22 protein-coding genes and 1 pseudogene are annotated in these 20,409 nt (G+C 74.1%); 15 read left to right on the plus strand and 8 right to left on the minus strand.

The window, feature by feature from the left end:
* From AB0M03_RS03445 to AB0M03_RS03475, 7 genes and pseudogenes are all read left to right on the plus strand, one after another.
* The gene (locus AB0M03_RS03445; protein WP_363487898.1) at positions 1–1,452 is read left to right on the plus strand and encodes an FAD-binding oxidoreductase; all 1,452 of its coding nucleotides are present in this window, start codon (positions 1–3) and stop codon (positions 1,450–1,452) included.
* Entirely contained in the window at positions 1,449–2,792 is a 1,344-nt protein-coding gene (locus AB0M03_RS03450) for an APC family permease (protein ID WP_363487900.1), read from the plus strand. Before AB0M03_RS03445 ends, AB0M03_RS03450 begins: the two co-directional genes overlap by 4 nt.
* On the plus strand, positions 2,789–3,964 hold the full coding sequence (locus tag AB0M03_RS03455; RefSeq protein WP_363487902.1) for an aminotransferase class I/II-fold pyridoxal phosphate-dependent enzyme: 1,176 nt from the start codon (positions 2,789–2,791) through the stop codon (positions 3,962–3,964). The genes AB0M03_RS03450 and AB0M03_RS03455 overlap by 4 nt, the downstream gene beginning before the upstream one ends.
* Positions 3,949–4,443, plus strand: a complete 495-nt coding sequence (locus tag AB0M03_RS03460; protein ID WP_363487904.1) for an adenylyl-sulfate kinase — start codon at positions 3,949–3,951, stop codon at positions 4,441–4,443. The genes AB0M03_RS03455 and AB0M03_RS03460 overlap by 16 nt, the downstream gene beginning before the upstream one ends.
* 124 nt (positions 4,444–4,567) lie before the next feature.
* Positions 4,568–5,116 (plus strand): CGNR zinc finger domain-containing protein, encoded by a 549-nt coding sequence (locus AB0M03_RS03465; RefSeq protein WP_363487906.1) that lies wholly within the window; start codon positions 4,568–4,570, stop codon positions 5,114–5,116.
* Positions 5,117–5,177: 61 nt separating this feature from the next.
* Positions 5,178–6,479: a cation:proton antiporter gene (locus tag AB0M03_RS03470; protein WP_363487908.1), complete on the plus strand. Its 1,302-nt coding sequence runs from the start codon at positions 5,178–5,180 to the stop codon at positions 6,477–6,479.
* 100 nt (positions 6,480–6,579) lie between these two features.
* Positions 6,580–6,801 (plus strand): annotated as a pseudogene (locus AB0M03_RS03475) (helix-turn-helix domain-containing protein); the annotation flags it as partial.
* A 23-nt stretch (positions 6,802–6,824) separates the two neighbouring features.
* On the opposite strand, the gene AB0M03_RS03480 reads toward AB0M03_RS03475, so the two are convergent.
* Entirely contained in the window at positions 6,825–6,992 is a 168-nt protein-coding gene (locus tag AB0M03_RS03480; RefSeq protein ID WP_363487910.1) for a hypothetical protein, read from the minus strand.
* A 25-nt stretch (positions 6,993–7,017) separates the two neighbouring features.
* Positions 7,018–7,374 (minus strand): PRC-barrel domain-containing protein, encoded by a 357-nt coding sequence (locus AB0M03_RS03485; protein ID WP_363487912.1) that lies wholly within the window; start codon positions 7,372–7,374, stop codon positions 7,018–7,020.
* Positions 7,375–7,514: 140 nt separating this feature from the next.
* Here AB0M03_RS03485 and AB0M03_RS03490 point away from each other — a divergent pair, with 140 nt between their 5' ends.
* Entirely contained in the window at positions 7,515–7,898 is a 384-nt protein-coding gene (locus AB0M03_RS03490; protein WP_363487914.1) for a hypothetical protein, read from the plus strand.
* A gap of 237 nt (positions 7,899–8,135) precedes the next feature.
* On the opposite strand, the gene AB0M03_RS03495 is transcribed toward AB0M03_RS03490, so the two are convergent.
* Together AB0M03_RS03495 and AB0M03_RS03500 are read right to left on the minus strand one after the other, a co-directional pair.
* A complete protein-coding gene (locus AB0M03_RS03495) occupies positions 8,136–8,528 on the minus strand; it encodes a DUF6256 family protein (protein WP_363487916.1) in 393 nt (130 codons plus the stop codon).
* Positions 8,525–8,767, minus strand: a complete 243-nt coding sequence (locus AB0M03_RS03500) for a DUF6186 family protein (protein ID WP_363487918.1) — start codon at positions 8,765–8,767, stop codon at positions 8,525–8,527. Before AB0M03_RS03500 ends, AB0M03_RS03495 begins: the two co-directional genes overlap by 4 nt.
* Positions 8,768–9,111: 344 nt before the next feature.
* On the opposite strand from AB0M03_RS03500, the gene AB0M03_RS03505 reads away from it, so the two are divergent.
* Positions 9,112–11,172: a discoidin domain-containing protein gene (locus AB0M03_RS03505; protein WP_363487920.1), complete on the plus strand. Its 2,061-nt coding sequence runs from the start codon at positions 9,112–9,114 to the stop codon at positions 11,170–11,172.
* Here the strand turns inward: AB0M03_RS03505 and AB0M03_RS03510 are convergent.
* Complete coding sequence (locus AB0M03_RS03510) at positions 11,136–11,504, minus strand: helix-turn-helix domain-containing protein (RefSeq protein WP_363488195.1); 369 nt, start codon at positions 11,502–11,504, stop codon at positions 11,136–11,138. The two genes, AB0M03_RS03505 and AB0M03_RS03510, sit on opposite strands and share 37 nt — an antisense overlap.
* Before the next feature lie 153 nt (positions 11,505–11,657).
* Here AB0M03_RS03510 and AB0M03_RS03515 point away from each other — a divergent pair, with 153 nt between their 5' ends.
* On the plus strand, positions 11,658–12,515 hold the full coding sequence (locus AB0M03_RS03515; protein ID WP_363488197.1) for an NAD(P)H-binding protein: 858 nt from the start codon (positions 11,658–11,660) through the stop codon (positions 12,513–12,515).
* A gap of 64 nt (positions 12,516–12,579) precedes the next feature.
* Here AB0M03_RS03515 and AB0M03_RS03520 read toward each other — a convergent pair whose 3' ends face one another.
* From AB0M03_RS03520 to AB0M03_RS03530, 3 genes are all read right to left on the minus strand, one after another.
* Positions 12,580–13,326, minus strand: coding sequence for an LPXTG cell wall anchor domain-containing protein (locus AB0M03_RS03520; RefSeq protein WP_363487922.1), 747 nt, complete (start codon positions 13,324–13,326; stop codon positions 12,580–12,582).
* 145 nt (positions 13,327–13,471) lie between these two features.
* A complete protein-coding gene (locus tag AB0M03_RS03525; RefSeq protein ID WP_363487924.1) occupies positions 13,472–14,476 on the minus strand; it encodes a YdcF family protein in 1,005 nt (334 codons plus the stop codon).
* 84 nt (positions 14,477–14,560) lie between these two features.
* Positions 14,561–15,769 carry an FAD-dependent monooxygenase gene (locus AB0M03_RS03530; protein WP_363487926.1) on the minus strand — a complete coding sequence of 403 codons (1,209 nt, stop codon included), beginning with the start codon at positions 15,767–15,769 and terminating at the stop codon, positions 14,561–14,563.
* Between the two features lie 180 nt (positions 15,770–15,949).
* On the opposite strand from AB0M03_RS03530, the gene AB0M03_RS03535 reads away from it, so the two are divergent.
* The 5 genes from AB0M03_RS03535 to AB0M03_RS03555 all read left to right on the plus strand — a co-directional run bounded on the left by AB0M03_RS03535 (position 15,950) and on the right by AB0M03_RS03555 (position 20,327).
* Complete coding sequence (locus AB0M03_RS03535; RefSeq protein WP_363487928.1) at positions 15,950–16,939, plus strand: TetR/AcrR family transcriptional regulator C-terminal domain-containing protein; 990 nt, start codon at positions 15,950–15,952, stop codon at positions 16,937–16,939.
* A gap of 399 nt (positions 16,940–17,338) precedes the next feature.
* Positions 17,339–18,892, plus strand: a complete 1,554-nt coding sequence (locus AB0M03_RS03540; protein ID WP_363487930.1) for an ATP-binding protein — start codon at positions 17,339–17,341, stop codon at positions 18,890–18,892.
* A complete protein-coding gene (locus tag AB0M03_RS03545) occupies positions 18,889–19,296 on the plus strand; it encodes a roadblock/LC7 domain-containing protein (RefSeq protein WP_363487932.1) in 408 nt (135 codons plus the stop codon). Before AB0M03_RS03540 ends, AB0M03_RS03545 begins: the two co-directional genes overlap by 4 nt.
* Positions 19,297–19,369: 73 nt before the next feature.
* Entirely contained in the window at positions 19,370–19,729 is a 360-nt protein-coding gene (locus AB0M03_RS03550; protein WP_363487934.1) for a DUF742 domain-containing protein, read from the plus strand.
* Positions 19,710–20,327 (plus strand): ATP/GTP-binding protein, encoded by a 618-nt coding sequence (locus AB0M03_RS03555; RefSeq protein WP_363487936.1) that lies wholly within the window; start codon positions 19,710–19,712, stop codon positions 20,325–20,327. Before AB0M03_RS03550 ends, AB0M03_RS03555 begins: the two co-directional genes overlap by 20 nt.
* Positions 20,328–20,409 lie beyond the last annotated feature (82 nt).

Consider the following 20,409-nt stretch of genomic DNA (forward strand, 5'->3'; position numbering starts at 1 on the left):
GTGACCGCACCGACGCCCCTGAGGCCGGACGGCGCCGCCCGCGACGCCGAACGGACCATCGCCGCGCACGCGGACGTGCTGCGGCTCATCGTCGGGGACAGCCATGTGCTGACCGGCCCCGACCTGCCCGTGCGCTACACCCAGGACCTCTGGGGGAGCGACCGCGTCGGGGTGGCCTCGGTGGTCGTCCGGCCCGGCACCCCGGAGGAGGTCGCGCTGGTGCTGCGGTACTGCCACGACCAGCGGCAGCCCGTGGTCGTCCAGGGCGGCATGACCGGCCTGGTCTCCGGCGGGGTGCCCGCCGCGGACGAGGTCGTGCTGTCGACCGAGCGCCTCACCTCGGTCGGTGCGGTGGACGGGGCCGCGGGCACCGTCTCGGCGGGCGCCGGCGTCACCCTGGCCGCCCTCCAGGAGCACGCCGCCGCCCACGGCCTGATGGTGCCGATCGACCTCGCCTCCAAGGACAGTGCGACCATCGGCGGCTGCGTGGCCACCAACGCGGGCGGCGTCAACGTCGTCGGCTACGGGATGACCCGCAGCCACGTCCGGTCGCTGCAGGTGGCACTGTGCGACGGCACCCTGCTCGAACTCTCCACCGACCTGGTGAAGGACAACGCGGGCTACGACCTGAAGCAGCTGTTCATCGGCAGCGAGGGCACGCTCGGGGTGGTGACCTCGGCGGTGCTGGCGCTGCGGCCCGCGCCGACCGGCCGCACCGGCGCGTTCTGCGCGGTCGCGGACGTGGACGCGGCGCTGCGGCTGCTCGGTGCGCTGCGCAGCCGGATGCCGGGCGCGCTGACCGCCTTCGAGGTGGTCTGGTCGGACGCGTACGCGGTGCTGGACGGCACCGGAGTGCGGCTGCCGCTGCCGCAGGGTCACCCGCTGTACGTGCTGGCGGAGTGCCAGACCACCCGGCCGGACGACGAGGCGGCGTTCTTCGCCTGCCTGGAGGAGCTGTCGGGCGAGCTGCTCGACTCGGCGGTGGCCTCCTCGCCGGCCGACCTGAAGGCGTTCTGGCAGGCGCGCGAGCGCATCCCGTCCGAGGTGCTGCGGATGCAGCCGCTGTTCGGCTTCGACGTGAGCGTGCCGGCGCGGGAGCTGACGGACTGCCTGGCGGGGATCGGCGAACGGCTGCGGGAGGAGTGGCCGGGGGTGCGGCTGCTGGTGTTCGGGCACCTCGGCGACGACAACGTGCACATCGCGGTCGCCACCGGGGAGCGCACCCGGGAGCGGAAGGCCGAGGTGGAGCACATCGTGTACCGGGCGGTGTCGGCGTGCGGGGGTTCGATCTCCGCGGAGCACGGCATCGGCTTCGAGAAGCGGGCGTTCCTCGGCTACACCCGGTCCGCGGGCGAGCTGGAGCTGATGCGGACGCTGAAGGCGGCGCTGGACCCGCGCGGTGTCCTCAACCGGGGCCGGGTCCTGCCGTGGGACACGGAGGAGGAGCGATGAGCACGGACGGAACGACACGGGCGCCCGGGCGCGGGCTGACGCGCTGGCAGGCGATCCCGCTGGCGATCGGCTCGATCGCCGGGTCGGGCATCCTCTTCCTGCCGTCCGCGGTGTACGCGCGGGCCGGCAACAACAGCCTGCTGGTGTGGGCGCTGTCCACCCTGCTGTGCCTGCCGATGCTGCTGATGTTCGACGACATGGTGCGCAGCAACCCGGACGGACGCGGGATCGAGGCGTTCATCCGGGCCGGCCTCGGCGACATGTTCGGCCGGTGCGTGCCGGTGATGTTCATCGCGCTGGTGATCGTCGGCCTGCCGTCGGGCGCGTACGTCGCCGGGCGGTACGTGGCGCAGACCTTCGAGGTGGGCCGGCCGGTCACGGTGGCGATCGCGGTGGCGGTGCTGCTGACGGCCGCGCTGGTGAACTTCGCGGGCGGCCGGGCGAGCACCCGGGTGCAGACCGCTGCGACCTGGGGGCTGGTGCTGGTGGCGACGGTGCTGCTGGTCTCGGCGGTGCCCTCGGCCCGGGAGGGCCTGCACACGGTGGCACCGGGCACCCAGCACCTCGGGGTGGTGCTGCCGGGGATCATCCTCGCCTTCTGGGCGTTCGCCGGGTTCGAGAACCTGACCTTCCTGGCGCGCGAGTTCCGCCGCCCGGAGCGGGACTTCCTGCCGGTGAGCGCGGTCGCGCTGGCGGTGTACGGGCTGTTCACCATCCTGCTGACGGTGGCGATCGCGGTGACCGTGCCGCGGGCCGAGGTCGACCAGGTGGTGGGCCTGCTGCAGCTGGCCGCGGTGGCCGGCTGGGGCAAGGTGATCATCTGGGCGGTCACCTTCATCGCGTGCTCCGCGATGCTGCTGAACGCCGTCGCCTGGGTGTGGGGCGCCTCGCAGATGGTGCGGGACGCGGCGGACAACCGGATGCTGCCGGCCGCGCTCGGCGCACTGGACGGGCGCGGCACGCCGCGCCGGGCGCTGGCCCTGCTGGTGCTGCTGTTCTCCGGGACGTCGGTCCTGCTCGCCCTGAAGCCCGACCTGGTCATCGACACCACCGCCACGGCCAGTGCGATCTTCATGCTGCTGTACGTCCTGAGCATCGTCTCCTACCTGCGGGTACGCGGCCTGACGGTCCGTTCGGGGCTCAACCTGCTGCTGCTGGTGGTGATCGCGGTGAGCCTGGTGCAGTCCCGCTGGCAGGCGCTGTACGGCGTGCTGGCGCTGCTGGCCGCGCTCGGGGTGCAGGTGGTGCAGCGCCGCCGGGCCGCCGTCCGGCAGGTGCCGGCAGAGGCGTCCGCCGGGGCCGTGACCGCCGGCCTGGGAGCGGAGGAGACCGTCCGATGACACCCACCGCTGCGGCCGCACCGGCCGCCGAGTCCGTCTTCGTCCGCATCCCCGCGCTGGCCGCCCGGCACGGCGCCGTCAACCTCGCCCAGGGCGTGTTCGACCACGGGCCCGACCAGGCCCTGCTGGCGGCGCTCGCCGCCCTCGGCAGCGGGCTCGAGCACCAGTACGCGCCCAGCGCCGGGCACCCGCTGCTGCGCTCGGCCCTGGCCGGCCGGCTGCGCCTGCTGGAGGGCGTCGCCGTCGACCCGGACACCGAGGTCACGGTGACGGTCGGTGCGACGGAGGCCCTGCACTGCGTGATCGGCGCGCTGGTCGGGCCCGGCGACGAGGTCGTCCTGGTCGAGCCGGCGTACGAGCAGTACGCGCCCGCGGTGCGGTCCGCCGGCGGCACCACCCGGGCGCTGCGGCTGACCGGCCCCGGGGACCGGATCGACGCCGCGGCGCTGGCCGCGGTCGTCACCCCCGCCACCCGTGCGATCGTCGTCAACAGCCCCTGGAACCCGCTGGGCCGGGGCCTGGGCGCCGAGGAATGGCGTGCCGTCGCCGACCTGACCCGCCGCGGCGTGGTGGTGGTCTCCGACGAGACGTACGAGGACCTCAACCTCGACGGCTCCCCGCACACCGGGGTGCTCGGGGCGGTCGCCGACCCGGAGCTGCGGGTGAAGATCTCGTCGGTGTCGAAGTCCTTCGCCGCCACCGGCTGGCGGGTCGGCTGGACGGTCGCCGGACCGGAACTGACCCGGCGGATCAGGGCCGTCCACCAGTTCGTGACGTTCTGTCCGCCGACGCCGCTGCAGATCGCCGTGGCCTCCGTCCTCGGCGCACCGGACACCCCGGAGGTGCTCGCCCGGCGGGCCCGCGACCTGCGGGCCCGGGTGGACGGCTTCGTCTCGGCTCTGCACGGCCTCGGCCTGCCCGCGACCGCGCCCGCCAACGGCTTCTTCGTCCTCGCGGACGTCGGCGAGGACGCCGAACGGTGGTGCGACCGCACCATCGTGGAGGCCCGGGTCGCCGCGCTGCCGATGTCGGTCTTCTACTCCGAGCCGGTCCCCCCGATGGCCTCCGTCGTGCGCTTCGCCGTCTGCAAGCGCCAGGAGACGCTCGACGAGGCGGTGCGCCGGCTGCGTTCCCACCACACCCGCAGGAGGACCTCATGCACATGGCCGTGACGGCCGGCTCCCCGCCGGCCCCGGACGGCGGGGAGCTCCGCTGCACCTGCCGCCCCGGTGCCACCGTCTGGCTGACCGGTCGGCCCGGGCCTGGCAAGACCGCGCTGGCCCGCGCCGTCCGGGACGAGCTGCACCGCAGCGGCCGCCGCGCCGAGGTGCTGTACGGCGACGAGCCGCCGGCCGACCGGGTGCTCGGCGCGGCCCCGGCACCCACGGCCGCCGACCGGCGGCGACTCGGCCTGGCCGCCGAGACCCTGGCCCGCAACGGGATCACCGTGTTGGCCCTGGTGGACGGGCCGGGCGCCGACACCGCGGGCCCCGCCGTCCGCGCCCGGCACCGCGCCGCCGGCGTGCCCTACCTCGCAGTGGAGGTCGGCCCCGCCGGGGGCCCCGGCGACCGGATCGACGTGGCCGGGCAGGACCCGGCCGCTGCCGCCGCCGCGCTGCTGCGCCTGATGAACGGCAAGGGGCCGAGATGAACTCACGCGTGCGGGGGGACGCCGTGCGGGTGGCCCGCGCCCGGACGGACGGCGCGCGATGTGCCTGCGGACCGCGGCGGCCACCGGGCCGCCCCGGTGGAGGAGGTACCGCCCAGGGGCGGCCGTGAGCACCGCCCGGCCGGGGGACGACCTCGACCTCGCCGTGGCCCTGGTCAACAGCGCCTGCCCGCTCGCGGAACCGGCCGACCGGCTGGACGACCCGGACCACCTGCGGCGCGCCTTCGCCGACCTCGGCGAGCCCGCGCTCGCCGCCGACACCGCCCCCGACGACCTGCCGTCGCTGCGGCTGCTCCGCGACCGCCTGCGCGGCGTGTTCGCAGCCGACTCGACCGCGAGCGCGGCCCGGCTGCTGAACGGCCTGCTCCGCGAGAGCAACGCCGTACCGCAGCTGCCGACCGACGGCGAGGGCCCGCTCCGGCTCGACTGGGGTGCCGACCGGCGCGGCTACCCCGCCCTCGCCGCCCGCCTGCCCGGCGCCCTCGCGGCGTACGTCGCCGAACACGGCGTCCGGCGGCTCGGCAGCTGCGCGGCCGCCCCGTGCAGCTGCGTGTTCGTCGACCGGACGAGGCCGGGGAACCGCCGCTTCTGCTGCGACCAGTGCACCGACCGGGCCGCCGCCTCCGCCTACCGCGGACGCCGGCGCGCCCGCTGACCCACCGCCAGTACCGCTGCCGGCCGGCCGGCGCCGGCCCATGACGAAGGGAATCCATGCCATGGCCTCGCCTCCCTCGCTCGAGAGCACCACCGCCGTCGTCTTCGTCGACGTGGCCCTGATCCTCGGGGCGGCCCATGTCTTCGGCCGCCTCGCCCGCCGACTGCGGCAGCCCCCCGTGGTGGGCGAGATCGTGGCGGGCCTGGCCCTCGGCCCCAGCCTGCTCGGACTGCTGCCCGGCAACCCGACCGCCGTGCTCTTCCCGAAGGAGGTCCGCCCGTTCCTCCACGTGCTGGCCCAACTCGGGCTCGTGCTCTTCATGTTCGGCATCGGCTACCGGCTGGACGCCGACCACCTGCGGGGCCGCGGCCGGCAGATCACCGCCGTCTCGCTGAGCTCGGTGGCACTGCCGCTCGCCCTCGGCACCGGCCTCGGCTTCCTGTTCTTCCCCTGGTACGACCACGGCTTCCTGCGCTCCACCACCGCCCCGGCGCCCGCGCTCTTCCTCGGCGCGGCGATGTCGATCACCGCCTTCCCGGTCCTCGCGCGGATCATCGCCGACCGCGGCATGCAGCGCGACCGTCTCGGCGGCATCGCCCTGACCTGCGCCTCCCTCCAGGACGCCCTGGCCTGGGCGCTGCTCGCGGTCATCGTCGCCGCGGTGACCGCCGGCGAGTCGCACTCCCTGCTGGTGAACGCGGCCCTGTCCGCGGCCTTCGTGCTGGTGCTGCGCTACGCGGTGCGGCCGTTGCTGCTGCGCCTGCTGGCCCCGGGCGGCCGGGCCGACGCGCGGGCCACCGCCGCCTTCCCGCTGCTGATGGGCGGTCTGCTGGTCAGCGCCTGGTTCACCTCGGCGATCGGCCTGCACGCGGTGCTCGGCGCCTTCGCCTTCGGGGCGGCCGTGCCGCGGGGCGAGCTGGAGCGGCTCGCCCCGTACGTGCCGGAGCGGATCGACCAGACCGGATCGCTGCTGCTGCCGGTGTTCTTCACGCTGACCGGGCTGTCGGTGGACCTCACCGGGCTCGGCACCCGCGGCGCCGTGGAACTGGCCCTCGTCCTGGTGGTCGCCTGCGCCGGCAAGTTCGTCGGCGCCACGGCCTCCGCCCGGCTCACCGGGTTCGACCGCGGCGAGTCGCTGACGCTCGGCGTCCTGATGAACGCCCGCGGCCTGACCGAGCTGATCATCCTCAATGTGGGCCTCGAACTGCGGGTCATCGACCAGCGGCTGTTCACCGTCATGGTGATCATGGCGATCGTCACCACCGTGATGACCGGCCCGCTGCTGAACGCCGTGCAGCGCGCCCACCCGCTGCCGGTGCCCGTCCCCCGGCCCGCGCCGCGGACGGACGCGGTCAAGGTCTGACGCGGCGTGCACGGCCGCCCGGTGCGGCGGGAGAGCACCGCACCGGGCGGGGTCCCGGGAGGGTCGGCGGACCGGGCCCCTCACCGACAAGCAGAACCACCGCCTGGCGGCCACCCTGCTGGCCTGGCTGCAGACCGACCACGGCACCGCGCCCGAGGTCGCGGCGCGGCTCGGCATCCACCCGCAGACCGCGCGGCAGCGACTGCACCGGGTGCAGGAGCTGTTCGGGGAGTCGCTCGGCGGTCCCGACGCCCGCTTCGAGCTGGAGGTCGCGCTGCGCGCGTCGCTCCGCACGGACCCGCCGGCCGCCCCGGCACACTGAGCGGCCCCGACCGCCGGGCCGGGTCAGCGGGTGGGCCTGCGGCCGGCCCGCCGCGCCCGGGCCGTGCCCAGGGCCAGGGCGAGCAGGAAGACCAGCACCCCGATCACCAGCAGGTAGAACAGCCCTTCGGCGACCGCTCCGACGATGCCGAGAATGATCGCCACGATCACCAGCAGCAGAACCCATGCCATGGCGCCCCACCTCCTGTCGTCCCGGTCAGCGGCGGGCCAGCCGGCGCTCGCCGCCCGCCCCCTGCGTGTACGCCAGCTGGTAGTGGGCAAACACGTCCGGCTCCTGTTCCGCGGCCAGCACCCCGTCCGTGTCGATCGCCGGCGCGTCCTTCACCAGCCCCTTCGGGAATGCGACCTTCACGTAGCCGGGCCCCAGCGTGGCCCCGTCCAGCGGCACGAACACCAGCCGGTGCCGGGTCGGCATCCCGACCCGCACCGTGGCGAAGGACGGCTCGTCCGTGGCGGTGTCCACGTACACCGACTCCATGGTGCCGATCTTCTTCCCGTCCTCGTCCACCACGTCGTGCTCGCGCCACTCGCGGACATCAGCACTCTTGATCACCACGACCTCCCGATGGGTTCAGCTCCATCCTGCGACCGCCCCGCCGCCCGCGCAGTCGGGCGGTCGACGGCGTCGGGGGCCGTCCCCGGACTGCGCAGTTCCGCGCGCCGCCGACGGGGTCGCCCGGTTACGGTGGGCGGATGATCGGTGACTCCGCCACAGTGGCGATGGTCGGTGTCCGGCCGGCCGAACAGGTCCGAGAAGCCCTGGACTGGCTGGTGCTGCGGTCCCGCGACGAGACGATAGGCCCCGGCGGGCGGGGTGCCGCCGCGGCCTACCGCTGGGCGCTCGGCCACCCCTGTCCCCCGCCGACGAGCCCCGCGGCCGCCCTCCGCCCCGTGGTCGCGGCAGCGGACACCGCCCGCTCCGGCCCCCCGGTGGACGAGTGCCGGCTGATGGCCGAGGAACGCGCAGCCCTGGCCGCAGCCCGCGCCGAAGGCCGCAGCACCGAGGAGCAGGACTTCGCCCACGGAGCCGCCCAGGCCCTCGGCTGGGTCCTCGGCTACACCCACGTCCGCTTCTGACCGGCCCGTCGGGCAGCCGGGCAGCCGGTCAGGAACCGGGGACGACCCGGCCGGAGCGCCCTCCACCACGCCGAACTGCACGTCCTCGCCGAGGCGGGCACCCGTCCGACCGCGTTCGCTCACGCGCCGCACCTCGTCGTCCGCCGGATCGCCTCCGGCAGTGCGGCGGGACGCGGTGGCCCGGTCGTGTCGCTGTTCGCCGAGCAGCCGGTCACGGGAGCCCACGACAGCCGCGCCTCAGCCCTCGGGATCACGCCCGGACCGGCGCCTGCGCCACCGTTCCTCAAGCCAGGAGGCCCCGAGGAAGACCGGCAGGGAGATGCCGACCAGCAGGGCGCAGCCGGTGAAGGCGCTCGCCAGGAACGGGCCGGCGACCCGGGCCACCCCCTGGTAGTAACCGACGACCACGGCCATCAGCAGCAGGTATCCGCCGACGGCGGTGCCCACGACCTTCCGGACCAGGCCCGGCCACCCCCGGCGCTCCGCGGGCGGGGGGCCCGGTCGCCGGCGCATGGTCCGCAGGGCGAGGGCCAGGTATCCCATCAGCAGCAGGTAGCCGCCCAGCATGATGCCGACCGTCACCGGCACGGACAGCAGAGGGGCCGGCTGCGCCCACACCGCCGGTGTCACGGCCCGTCCCGGAGCAGGAAGTGCCAGCCGCGGACGAAGGTGTGCCAGCCGAACCACAGCCACAGCGCGAACAGCGCCCACCTGGCCACCGGATACCGCATGACCGCCCGCGTGGCGTCACTGAGGGTGGGGAAGCCCGCCTCCGCCCCGCCCTTCACCAGGGCGATCCCCTCCCATGCGAAGACGGCTCCGAACACCGCCGCCCAGACCAGATAGCCGATCACCGGATGCTGCGCCATCGCCTCGCCTCGCCCTCGCACGTCCCGCCCCCGATCGTCCGCCACCGCATGCCGCGGACGGCGGAGCACAGCCCGATCCGCCCCGCCGTGTCGCCGCCCACCCGGCCGGAACGGGGGCCGGCCGAAAGGGGCGTCCACGGCCGGGGCACCGAGCGGTGGACGCGGCTCGCTGCCGCCGGGCCGGGCCCCGGGTGTCCGGCATGGTGGGTGGAGTGACCGGATACCGGCCAGTAGCGGATTCGGTCCGAAGCCTTGACGCATCCTCAGCCGCTCGCGATTCTCAGGTGATCCGGATGTCGTGCACAGCTCCACTCCCCCGCCACCCGACGAGCAGAGGTGTGATCATGACCAGGAACGCCAGCGGCAGACGCGTCGTCATCTCCCTGTGGTCCGTGCTCCTCGCCCTGGCCGCCACCGTGCTCGGTGTCGTGCCGGGCCCCACGGCCCGGGCCGCGGACGGCTGGTGGGAGCCGTCCGCCCGGCCGGCGCCCGACTCGCAGATCAATGTCACGGGCGCGCCGTTCAGCGGCACGGATGCGAACGGCAGGGTCCGCGGGTTCGTGGACGCGCACAACCACCTGATGTCCAACGAGGGCTTCGGCGGGCGCATCATCTGCGGTGCGACCTTCTCCGAGAAGGGGGCCGCCGATGCGCTGAGGGACTGTCCGGAGCACTACCCCGACGGCGCGCTGGCGCTGTTCGAGAACGTCACCGGCGGCGCCGACGGCCACCACGACCCGGTCGGCTGGCCCACCTTCCGCGACTGGCCGGCCCACGACTCGCTGAGCCACCAGCAGAACTACTACGCCTGGGTCGAGCGGGCCTGGCGCGGCGGCCAGCGCGTCCTGGTGAACGACCTCGTCACCAACGGCCTGCTGTGCTCGATCTACCCGTTCAAGGACCGCAGTTGTGACGAGATGACGTCCATCAGGCTGCAGGCGAAGCGGACGTACGAGCTGCAGGACTACATCGACCGGATGTACGGCGGCGCCGGCAAGGGCTGGTTCCGGATCGTCACCGATGCGGCCCAGGCGCGGAACGTGGTGGCGCAGGGCAAGCTGGCCGTCGTCCTGGGCGTGGAGACCTCGGAGCCGTTCGGCTGCAAGCAGATCCTCGACATCGCGCAGTGCAACGAGGGCGACATCGACCGGGGGCTGGACGAGCTGTACCAGCTCGGTGTGCGCAGCATGTTCCTGTGCCACAAGTTCGACAACGCGCTGTGCGGGGTGCGGTTCGACGAGGGCACCATCGGTGTGGCGGTGAACGCGGGGCAGTTCCTGTCGACGGGGACGTTCTGGAAGACCGAGAAGTGCGCGGGCCCGCAGCACGACAACCCGATCGGGCTGCCCACCGCGCAGGCGGCGTCGCTGCTGCCCGAGGGCGTGCGCATCCCGTCGTACGCCTCGGACGCCCAGTGCAACACCCGCGGTCTGACCCGGCTCGGCGAGTACGCCGTCCGCGGCATGATGAAGCGCCACATGATGCTGGAGATGGACCACATGAGCGTCAAGGCGGCGGACCGGTCGTTCGAGCTCCTGGAGTCCGAGGGGTACCCGGGTGTGATCTCCAGCCACAGCTGGATGGACCTGCAGTGGACGGAGCGGCTGTACCGGCTCGGCGGGTTCGCCGCCCAGTACGCGCACTCGGCCGAGGGGTTCGTCGGCGAGGCGCGGCGCACCCGGGCGCTGCGTGACGCGTTCCACGTCGGCTACGGCTACGGCACCGACATGAACGGCGTCGGCGGCTGGCCGGCCCCGGTCGGCGAGAGTGCGCCCAATGCGGTGCGGTACCCGTTCAAGAGCGCCGACGGGCAGTCGGTGATCGACCGCCAGGTCACCGGCGAGCGGACGTGGGACCTCAACAAGGACGGCCTGGCGCACAACGGCCTCGTCCCGGACTGGATCGAGCAGATGCGGCTCAGCGGCGGCCAGGACGTGGTGGACGACCTGATGAAGGGCGCCGAGTCCTACCTGGGCACCTGGAAGGCCACCGAGCGGCACACCGCGGGGACGAACCTGGCCGCGGGCCGGTCCGCCGGCGCCAGCTCCTCGGAGTGGGCGCTGTTCACCAGTTACCGTCCGGACCGGGCGGTCGACGGGGACCGCGGCACTCGCTGGGCCAGCGGGTGGAGCGACGACCAGTGGTTCCAGGTGGACCTCGGTTCGGTGCGCACGGTCGACCGGGTGACGCTCGACTGGGAGCGGGCCTACGCGAGGGAGTACCGGATCGAGGTGTCGTCCGACGGCAGCAGCTGGCGGACGGTGTGGTCCACGGCCGCCGGCAACGGCGGGCTGGACACCGCGCTGTTCGACCCGGCCGCCGCCCGCTGGGTGCGGGTGCACGGGGTCAAGCGCGGCACCGGCTGGGGCTACTCGCTGTACGAGGTCGGCGTCTTCGGCCCCTGAGGCCGGCGGCTGTCGTAGGCGCGACGGGCCGCGTCGACGGCCGGCAGGGCGCGCTCCACCCAGTGACCGAGGCCGCCGACGAGTTCGGCGGCCTCCTCGCCGAGCGGGGTGAGGCTGTAGTCGACCCGCGGCGGGATGACCGGGTGCGCCTCGCGGTGCACGAAGCCGTCCCGCTCCAGGGTCTGCAGGGTCTGCGCGAGCATCTTCTCGCTCACCCCGGCCACCGCTCGGCGGAGTTCGCTGAAGCGGTGGCCGCGCTCGCGCAGGGCGATCAGCACCAGGACACCCCAGCGGCTGGTGACGTGCTCCAGGACGCCGCGGGAGGGGCACATCCGGTCGGTCACGTTGCCGGTGAGGGCTGCGGGGGCGGCATCCGCCTCGACACTTACCTTCATGTAAGTACCGTACTTCAAGGTGGGTACTTCCGAATAGTTAGCGCCGCGCCTACGGTGATGGTTGAAGCCGAAACCATCCCGAGGGAGCGCATCATGATCGTCGTCACCGGAGCCACCGGACAGCTCGGCCGCCTGGTCGTCGAAGGGCTGCTGGAGCGGGTGCCCGCGCAGGAGCTGGCCGTGGCCGTACGTTCGCCGGAGAAGGCCGCGGCCTGGGCGGCCCGCGGCGTCGAGGTCCGCGAGGCGGACTACGGCCGCCCGGAGACCCTCGCGGGCGCCTTCCGGGCCGGTGAGACCGTGCTGCTGGTCTCCGGCAGCGAGGTCGGCTCGCGGATCGCGCAGCACACCGCCGTGGTCGACGCCGCGGCCACGGCCGGCGTGGCCCGCCTGGTCTACACGGGCGTGCTGGGCGGCGACGAGGCGACCTTCGACCTGGCCGCCGAGCACAAGGCCACCGAAGCCGCGATCCTCGCCTCCGGCCTGCCGTACACCTTCCTGCGCAACGGCTGGTACACCGAGAACTACACGGCCGGCGCGGCCGGCGCCGTGGAGCGCGGCACGGTGCTCGGCAGCAGCGGCGAGGGCCGGATCGCAACGGCCGCCCGCGCCGACTACGCGGCCGCCGCGGTCGCCGTCCTCACCGGTACCGGCCACGAGAACCGCGCCTACGAGCTCAGCGGCGACACCGCCTGGAACCTCGGCGAGTACGCGGCCGAGCTCGCCGCGCAGTCCGGCCGCCCGGTGGCGTACCAGGACGTCGCACCGGCGCAGCACCTGGAAGCCCTGGTCGGCGCCGGGCTGCCCGCGGTCTTCGCGGCCGTGCTGGTCGACGTCGACGCGGCGATCCTCCGCGGCGAGCTGGACCGCGACCGCGGCGTGCTGTCCACCCTCATCGGCCGCCCGACCACCCCGCTCGCCGACTCGGTCAAGGCCGCCCTCGGCGCCTGAGCGGCTTCCAGGGGTGCGGGGTGCTGCGCGAGCGGTTCCCCGCGCCCCTGGATCGGCCGCGGTGTCAGTGCCGGGGGGACTTGCGGCGCATCACCAGCACGCCGCCCGCGGCGACGAGGCCCAGGCCGGCGAGCACGGGGAGGACCACGTTCGCACCGGTCGACGCGAGGCCGCCCGGGCCCGAACCGGTCGGCGACGCCGAGGACGGTCCGACGGAGGCCGACGACGAGCCGGTCGAGGGAGCGCTCGGGGAACCGCTCGACGGACTCGCGGAGGTGGACGTCGACTGCGAGCCCGAGGGGCTCGGCGAGGCAGAGGTGGACTGCGACTGCGACGGGCTGGGCGAGGCCGAGGTGCTGGAGGAGGCCGAGGTGCTGGGCGCCGGGCTCGACGGAGTGGTGGTGGCCGGGCAGGTGTGCGAGAGGTTGAACCACTCCACCTCGCCGCCCTTGACCTGCGCCACCGCCGAGGTCAGCTTCGCGCCGGGCGCGGACGCCACGTAGGCGTGCTTGTCCGAGGGCGGTCCGAACGCGGTCACGACCACCGGCGCCCCGTTGTCGAAGGCGACCGTCAGCTTGACGAAGTCCGTGCTGCTGCCGGGGAGCACGAAGTGCCAGCCGTCCTTGGACGCGCTGATCCCGGCGCAGGTCTTCTCGTGCTCGCCGAAACCGGCGGCGGTGACGGGGAGGGTCTGGTGGACGGACACGGTGTAGGTGTCCGAGCCGGCGGCGAGGGCCGGCGCGCCGGTCGCCAGGGCCATCAGGCCCGCTGCCACGGCGGCGGCAGCACGGAGGGTCGTGGTTCTGGGCATGGCTTCCGTTCGATGCGCGTGGAATGAAATGAGCCAAAGGTGGTTCAGGGTTCCGCGGCAACTGGCGGAGGGTCAAGAGGCAGGACGAACCAATCGGGCACGAACGACGGAAACGGGCCCGTACCGGGGCGGAGTCGACGGGCCGTCAGGGCCGCCAGCCGGCGGTGCTGCCGAGGAGGACGAGCAGCAGGACGGCGCCGGCGTTGGTGCGCGGATAGGCGAGCAGCAGCGCGCCGAACTCGCGGAGCACGGCGCCCGGCCAGTACCAGCCGGCCGTCGGCGCGCCCACGACCTGGCCCGGCACGCCCGCGTGCCGGGCCGCGAGGGCGGTCCGCAGCACATGGAAGTTGCTGGTGACGACGGTGCAGCGGTACTCCGGCCGCTGCTCGCGCATCAGCAGGTCGCTGAACCGGAGGTTCTCCTCGGTGTTGCGGGAGCGGTCCTCGCGCAGCACCGCATCGGCCGGGTGGCCCTGCTCCGCGGCGTACCGGGCCATGGCCTCGGCCTCGGAGAGCTGCTCGTCGCCGCCCTTGCCGCCGGAGACCACGAGGACGGGCGGCGGTCCCTGCTCGGCCTGCGCCCTGCACAGCGCCAGCGCGAGGTCGAGCCGGGCGGCGAGCAGCGGCGGCACCCGGTCGCCCTCGTCCAGCCCGGCGCCCAGGGCGAGCACGAAGTCCACGTCCCTGGGCGGAGGGAGCCGGCCGTACAGGGCCGAGTACCCGAGGAAGCACAGCAGCAGGAAGGCCAGGTGGCCGGCGACCAGCAGGGCGGCCGCGGCGGCGGCGTGCAGCGGCTTCGAGTCGATCCGGGCGGCCGTCCACAGCAGGCCGATCAGGGCGAGACCGGCGAGGCCCGCCAGCAGCGGCAGCAGGTTCACCGGCCGGCCGCCCTCCCGGCGGAGCATCACCAGTCCGTTGCCGACCAGGAGGACGGCGACCGCCACGACGGCGAGAACGGCTGCGGCCGGCAGCGCGTCGGCGGCCGCGCGCGCCGCACCCGGCGGGAGCCGGTCGAGTTCGCCCAGCAGGCCCGCCGCGACGGCGGCCACGGCGAGGCCGAGCAGGACGGCGTTGCCGAGCCGGCGCAGGTCGCGTGCCGCACCGATGGCGAACAGGGCCAGCAGAACGGCGGCGAGCAGGAAGGCGACCATGCGGCGATGGTAGGCGGCCCGGGGTGCGTCCCGAAGGCGCACGGATGTCTGTCAGGGCGCCCGAATGCCTTCCGAAGACACGTCCTACCGCGCTGCGGCGAGACCGTAGTCCGGCAGTTCGATGTCGCCGGCCTTGGAGAACTGGGCGGCGAGCAGCTGCCGCATCGGCCAGCGGTTCATGGAGCGCATCGAGAGCTCCCGCAGGCGGATGCCGAGCGCGCTGTTCGGCGCGAAGCCGCCCGCGCCGCCGGGCGGCAGCTCCTGGGCCTTCGTCACGTACGGGCGCATCACCCGGTCGTAGTTCCGGAAGGCGGTCTGCAGGTCGCCGCCGGACCGGGCCGCCTCGCCGGCCAGCACGTAGGCGCCGACCAGGGCGAGACTGGTGCCGAGGCCGGTGAGCGGCGAGGGGCTGTAGCCCGCGTCGCCGAGCAGGGCGACCCGGCCGCGGGACCAGCCGTCCAGGTGGACCTGGCCGAGCGAGTCCAGGTGGAAGTCGGTCGAGTCCCGCATCGCCTCCAGCAGTCGCGGCACCTCCCAGCCGACGCCGGCGAACCGGCGCGCGACCACCTCCTTCAGCGCGGCGGTGTCCCGGCGGTCGAGGGCGAGCGGCCCCGACCGGAAGGCGAATCCCGCCTTGATCTCGCGCGGCCCGCGACCGGGGCGGGCCGAGGCGACCAGCCCGCCCGGGGCGTTGTGCATCAGGTACCAGCCGTCGAGTGCGGGGCCGTCCTCGGCGGTGAACCAGGCGAGGTGGAGGTCGAGCGGCCGGACGCACTCCGACTCCGGCCGGAACGCCAGGGAGCGGACGACGGAGTGCAGGCCGTCGGCGCCGATCACGGCGGCGAAGCGCCGTGTGCCGGCCCGTTCGAAGTCGACGGTGACGCCGTCGCCGTCCTGCGCCAGGGCGGTGACCGTGTCGTCGAAGAGGTACTCGGTGTGCGCTGCGGTGGCCTCGTACAGCAGCCCGGCGAGATCGCCGCGGAGGATCTCGACCTCGGAGACGATCCCCTCCCCGCCGAAGGCGTCGGCGGGCAGCCGGGAGGTGATCCGTCCGCCGGAGTCGACGGTGGCGATGCCCTTCTGGTCGAGGCTCAGCTCGCGGGCGCGCTCCATCAGCCCCATGCGGTCGATCACGGTGCGCCCGGCGCCGCGCAGGTCGACGGTCTGGCCGCCGGGGCGGGGCGCGGGCGCGCGTTCGACGACGGTGACGGTGAAGCCCGCCGCGTGCAGCCAGTGGGCGAGTGCAGGGCCGGCGATGCCGCCGCCCGAGATCAGGATGTCGGTGTTCCCCATGGCTGCGACTGTACGCCGTACGCATTGACTACAGCAAGCGCTAAAGTGCAGCCACATCAGGGAATTTGACAGTAGTGCACTAGTGCTCCAAGGGGTAGTGCACTACTGCCCGGGGCCGCCGCCGCGGGAAATCGCTAGGCTGGCGGGCGCAGCAGGTGCACTAGTGCGGGAGGGAAGACGGTGGACGGAACGGACGGTGCGCGCTACCTCCGGATCGCGGCCGAGCTGCGGGGCCGGATCGAGTCGGGCGAGCTCGCCCCGGGCGACCGGGTGCCGTCCACCCGGGAGATCACCCGGCAGTGGGGGGTGGCGATGGCGACCGCCACCAAGGTCCTCACCGAACTCCGCACCGCGGGTCTCGTCCGCGCCGTGCCGGGCGTGGGCACGGTGGTGGCCGACCCCCGTGCCGGGGCCCGCCCGTCCGCCCCCACGCCCGTTCCCGCCCCCGCTCCCGCACCCGTCCCGAGCAGCGTGCGCAGCGGTGCACCCGCCCGCAGGAGCCCGCGCGATGCCGCCCTGACCCGGGAGCGGATCGTGGCCGCCGCCGTGTCGGTCGCGGACGCCGAGGGCCTGGCCGCCGTCTCGATGCGCCGCGTCGCGGCGGACCTCGGTGTCGCCGCCATGTCGCTGTACCGGCACGTCGTCGACAAGGACGACCTGGTGCTGCGGATGATGGAGGACGTCTTCGGCCGCCGGACCTTCCCCGAGCAGCCGCCCGAGGACTGGCGGGAACGCCTCGCCCTCGCCGGCCGGATGCTCTGGGAGGCCTTCCGCAGCCACCCCTGGCTGGCGCCGGCGCTCTCCGTGACCAGGCCGCAGATCGTCTCCACCGCCCTGCCGTTCACCGAGTGGGTGCTCACCGCCCTCCAGGACCGCGGCCTGGACCAGTGGACGGTGTTCACCACCCACCTCACGCTGTTCAACTACGTCCGCGGCACCGCGGTCAGCGTGGAGGCGGAGGCCGAGGCGGAGGCACTGAGCGGCCTCGACGCCGAGGAGTGGATGACCACCCAGGAGCCGGCCCTGCTCGCCCTGTTGGCCACCGGCCGGTATCCCCTACTGGCCCGGTACCTCACCGACGGCTACGACTTCGACCTCGACCGCCTCTTCGAGTTCGGTCTGCAGCGCATCCTGGACGGCATCGCCGCACTCATGGCCGACACTCCGTAAGTGTCCCGTGCCGTAGCACATTTCCTCGCTGCCGCGTGCAAATCCCCGTGGAAAACGCTCACTTGAGCGAATCCGGGGGCCGGGCGGCTGCATGGCATGCCCCGAGCGACAAGCCTGGTGCCGGCGGCGGCCGGAGAGAGACTCCGACAGCCGTGCGAATACCCGGCATGTCCCGCAAGATCGCACTAAATCGCTTGTAAGACAGTGTTTTTGAGCTTGCGTCAGATATGTCCTGAAACCGGCTATGCTACTTCCGCCCGGCCCGCCGGACCGCTCGCCGCACCAGGTCACGAGGACCGGTGCGGGCACCGGTCGGCCCGCCCGGACGCAGCCCCGCGCCGCCGGAGCCGGCCGCCGCCCCGTCCGTCTCCGCACTCTTTCGACCGCTTGAGGATGCTGATGCTTCGTGCTGGATCGTCACCCGGAAGCCAGGGTTCTGCTCCCGTTCTCGTGTGGCTGCTGCCCACGTTCGTGACGGCGGCCGCCGCCGCGTTCGCCGTGTCGGCGGTCTCCGCCGGTGCCCGCGCGGAGGTCGTCTGGTGCGGGCTGGCGAGCACCGCGGCGGTGGCCGTGGTGGCCGCCGAAGCGGCCCGCAGGGGGCGCGCGATGACCGCTCTGCGCGCGCGGTGCGCCCGACAGGAGCACGAGCTGCAGCGCCGGCTCGCCCAGCAGGAGGCCGAGACGGTCGAACTGGCAACCGTCGCCCTGCCCAGGGCGGTGGCCCGGCTCCAGCGCGGCGAGTTCCCCGAGGACGTGCTGAAGGCCTATGAGGCCCAGTACGGCGGCGACGGCTCCGGATTCCACGCCGCCCGGCAGGCCGTGCTGCGCACCGTGCTCGACGCCGTCGACAACGAGGAGGGCATGCGCGAGTCCGCCCAGCGGGCCTTCGTCAACATCGCCCGCCGCGTCCAGGCGATCGTCCACCGGCAGGCCCAGGACCTGCGGGAGATGGAGGACCGGCACGGCAACGACCCGGCCGTCCTCGACGACCTGCTGCTGCTCGACCACGGCAATGCGCTGATCGGCCGCCTCGCGGACAGCATCGCCGTCCTCGGCGGGGCCCGCCCCGGCCGGCAGTGGGGCAGGGCCGTGCCGCTGTACAGCGTGCTGCGCGGCGGCATCTCGCGCATCCTCGACTACCAGCGGGTCGACCTCCACCCGGTGTCCGAGGTCGCCGTGGTCGGACCGGCCGTCGAACCGCTCATCCACGCGGTCGCCGAGCTGCTGGACAACGCCACCCGCTACTCGCCGCCGCACACCAGAGTGCACCTGACCGCCGCCGAGGTGCAGGCCGGAATAGCGATCGAGATCGAGGACGGCGGCCTCAGCCTGAGCGAGGAGGGCCGGGCCCGCGCCGAGCGGATGCTCAAGGACGCGCAGGCCGGCATCGACCTCAACGACCTCGGCGAGACCCCCCGGCTCGGCCTGGCCGTGGTCGGCCGCCTCGCGCAGGCGTACGGGTTCCAGGTCTCGCTGCGCCCCTCCGCCTACGGCGGTGTGCGCGCCGTGCTGATCGTGCCCCAGGAGCTCATCACCACGGCGCCCGCCACCGGCAGGGCGCACGGCATCGGGGCGACGGCCGGTCCGCGGCCGCTCACGGCCGCCTTCCCGAAGCCGGCGACCGATACGCGGTCGCACGGGCGGACGCCGGCGGCCACCGCGGGGACGTCCTTCGGCTCCTTCTCCGTGCCCCCGGCCGGATCCGGCCCGGCAGTCGACGGGATTCCGGTGGTCGACGGGCGGACCCCGAACGGTCTGCCGCAGCGGCGCCGCCACGCCGCCCCCTCCCGGCCGGTCCTCCCGGAGGTCTCCAAGGTCCCCGAACCGGCCCCGGCGCCCGTCCAGCCCGGAATGTGGCTGGCCGCGTTCCACGAGGGCGTGAACGGGCACGCGCCGTCCACCGGAGCGGCCGGCCACACCAGTGACGAGCAGGCAGGGAAAGGCGAGCAGTGATTCAGCAGCGCACCAACATGGACTGGATGCTCAAGGACCTGGCGGACGGGGTCCCGCACACCCGCCACATCATCGTGCTCTCCGCCGACGGCCTGCGGATGGCCCAGTACGGCACCGACCCCGACACCGCCGACCGCCTCGCCGCCGCCTGCGCCGGGCTGCAGAGCCTGGCCACCGCGGTGGGCCACGAGTTCCCGCACGGCGACGGCCGGATGCGGCTGGTGGTGATCGAGGTGAGCGGCGGCTTCTTCTACCTGATGTCGGCCGGCGCCCGGGCGTACCTCGCGGTGCTCGCCGACGAGGGCGTCGACGCCGGGCTGATGGGCCAGCGGATGCGGGACCTCGTCGCCCGGATCGGCGAACACCTCAGTACCCCGCCACGCAACGGCGGGCAGGTCGCATGAGCGGGCGCAGCACGCGGCCCGCCGGCGGCGGCGTACCCCGCGGAACGGGTGCCGAGCAGAGCGGGGCGGGCACATGAGTGCGGACGGCCGGGACTGGGACGACGGCAACCCCGAGCGCCTGTACGTGATCACGCGGGGCCGCAGCGGCCTGGCCGAACAGGCCGTCTTCGACCTGGTCACCCTGATCGTCTCCCGCGCGGAGCCGACGCCCGCCATGCAGCCGGAGCACACCGCGATCCTGCGGATCTGCGGCTCGCCGCTGTCGGTGGCCGAGATCTCCGCGTACCTGCGGCTGCCGACCAGTGCGGTCACCGTACTGCTGGCCGACCTCCTCGCCGAGGAGCGGATCGAGGCCCGCTCCCCCGTGCCGCAGGCGATCATTCCCGACCGTGCCCTGTTGGAGGCGGTGATCCATGGACTTCAGAGGCTCTGACACGGTGGTGGGGCCACGGCAGGCGGACCTGCTGCCGGACTCGGCCGCCATGGCGGTCAAGGTGGTGATCGTCGGCGGCTTCGGCGTCGGCAAGACCACCCTGGTCGGATCCGTGAGCGAGATCCGCCCGCTGACCACCGAGGAGACGATGACGCAGGCCGGCGCCGGCATCGACGACACCGCCGGGGTCGAGCGCAAGACCTCCACCACGGTCGCGATGGACTTCGGCCGGATCAGCCTCAGCGACGAACTGGTGCTGTACGTCTTCGGCACACCCGGCCAGGAACGGTTCTGGTTCCTGTGGAACGGCCTGTTCGAGGGGGCGCTGGGCGCCGTCGTGCTGGTCGACACCCGCCGCCTCGAGGTCAGCTTCGACGTGATCGGACGGCTGGAGGACCGCCGTGTGCCCTTCGTCGTCGCCGTCAACTCCTTCCCGGAGTCCCCGGGTTACCCGCTCGACGAGCTGCGGTCCGCCCTGGACCTGCCCGCCGAGGTGCCGATCGTGGCGTGCGACGCCAGGTCCCGCGAATCCAGCCGGGACGTCCTGCTGGCCCTGGTGCGCTACCTGTACGACCTCTCGGCCCGGCCCGTGCACTGAGGCCGCCGCACCCGCCCCCGCTCGCGGCGGCGTCCCAGCCGGCGACGCCGCCGCCCTCCCCCTGCCCGCCCCGCGAGGACCC

Origin of the sequence: Kitasatospora sp. NPDC051914, assembly GCF_040680995.1 — a bacterium.
GTDB lineage: Bacteria > Actinomycetota > Actinomycetes > Streptomycetales > Streptomycetaceae > Kitasatospora.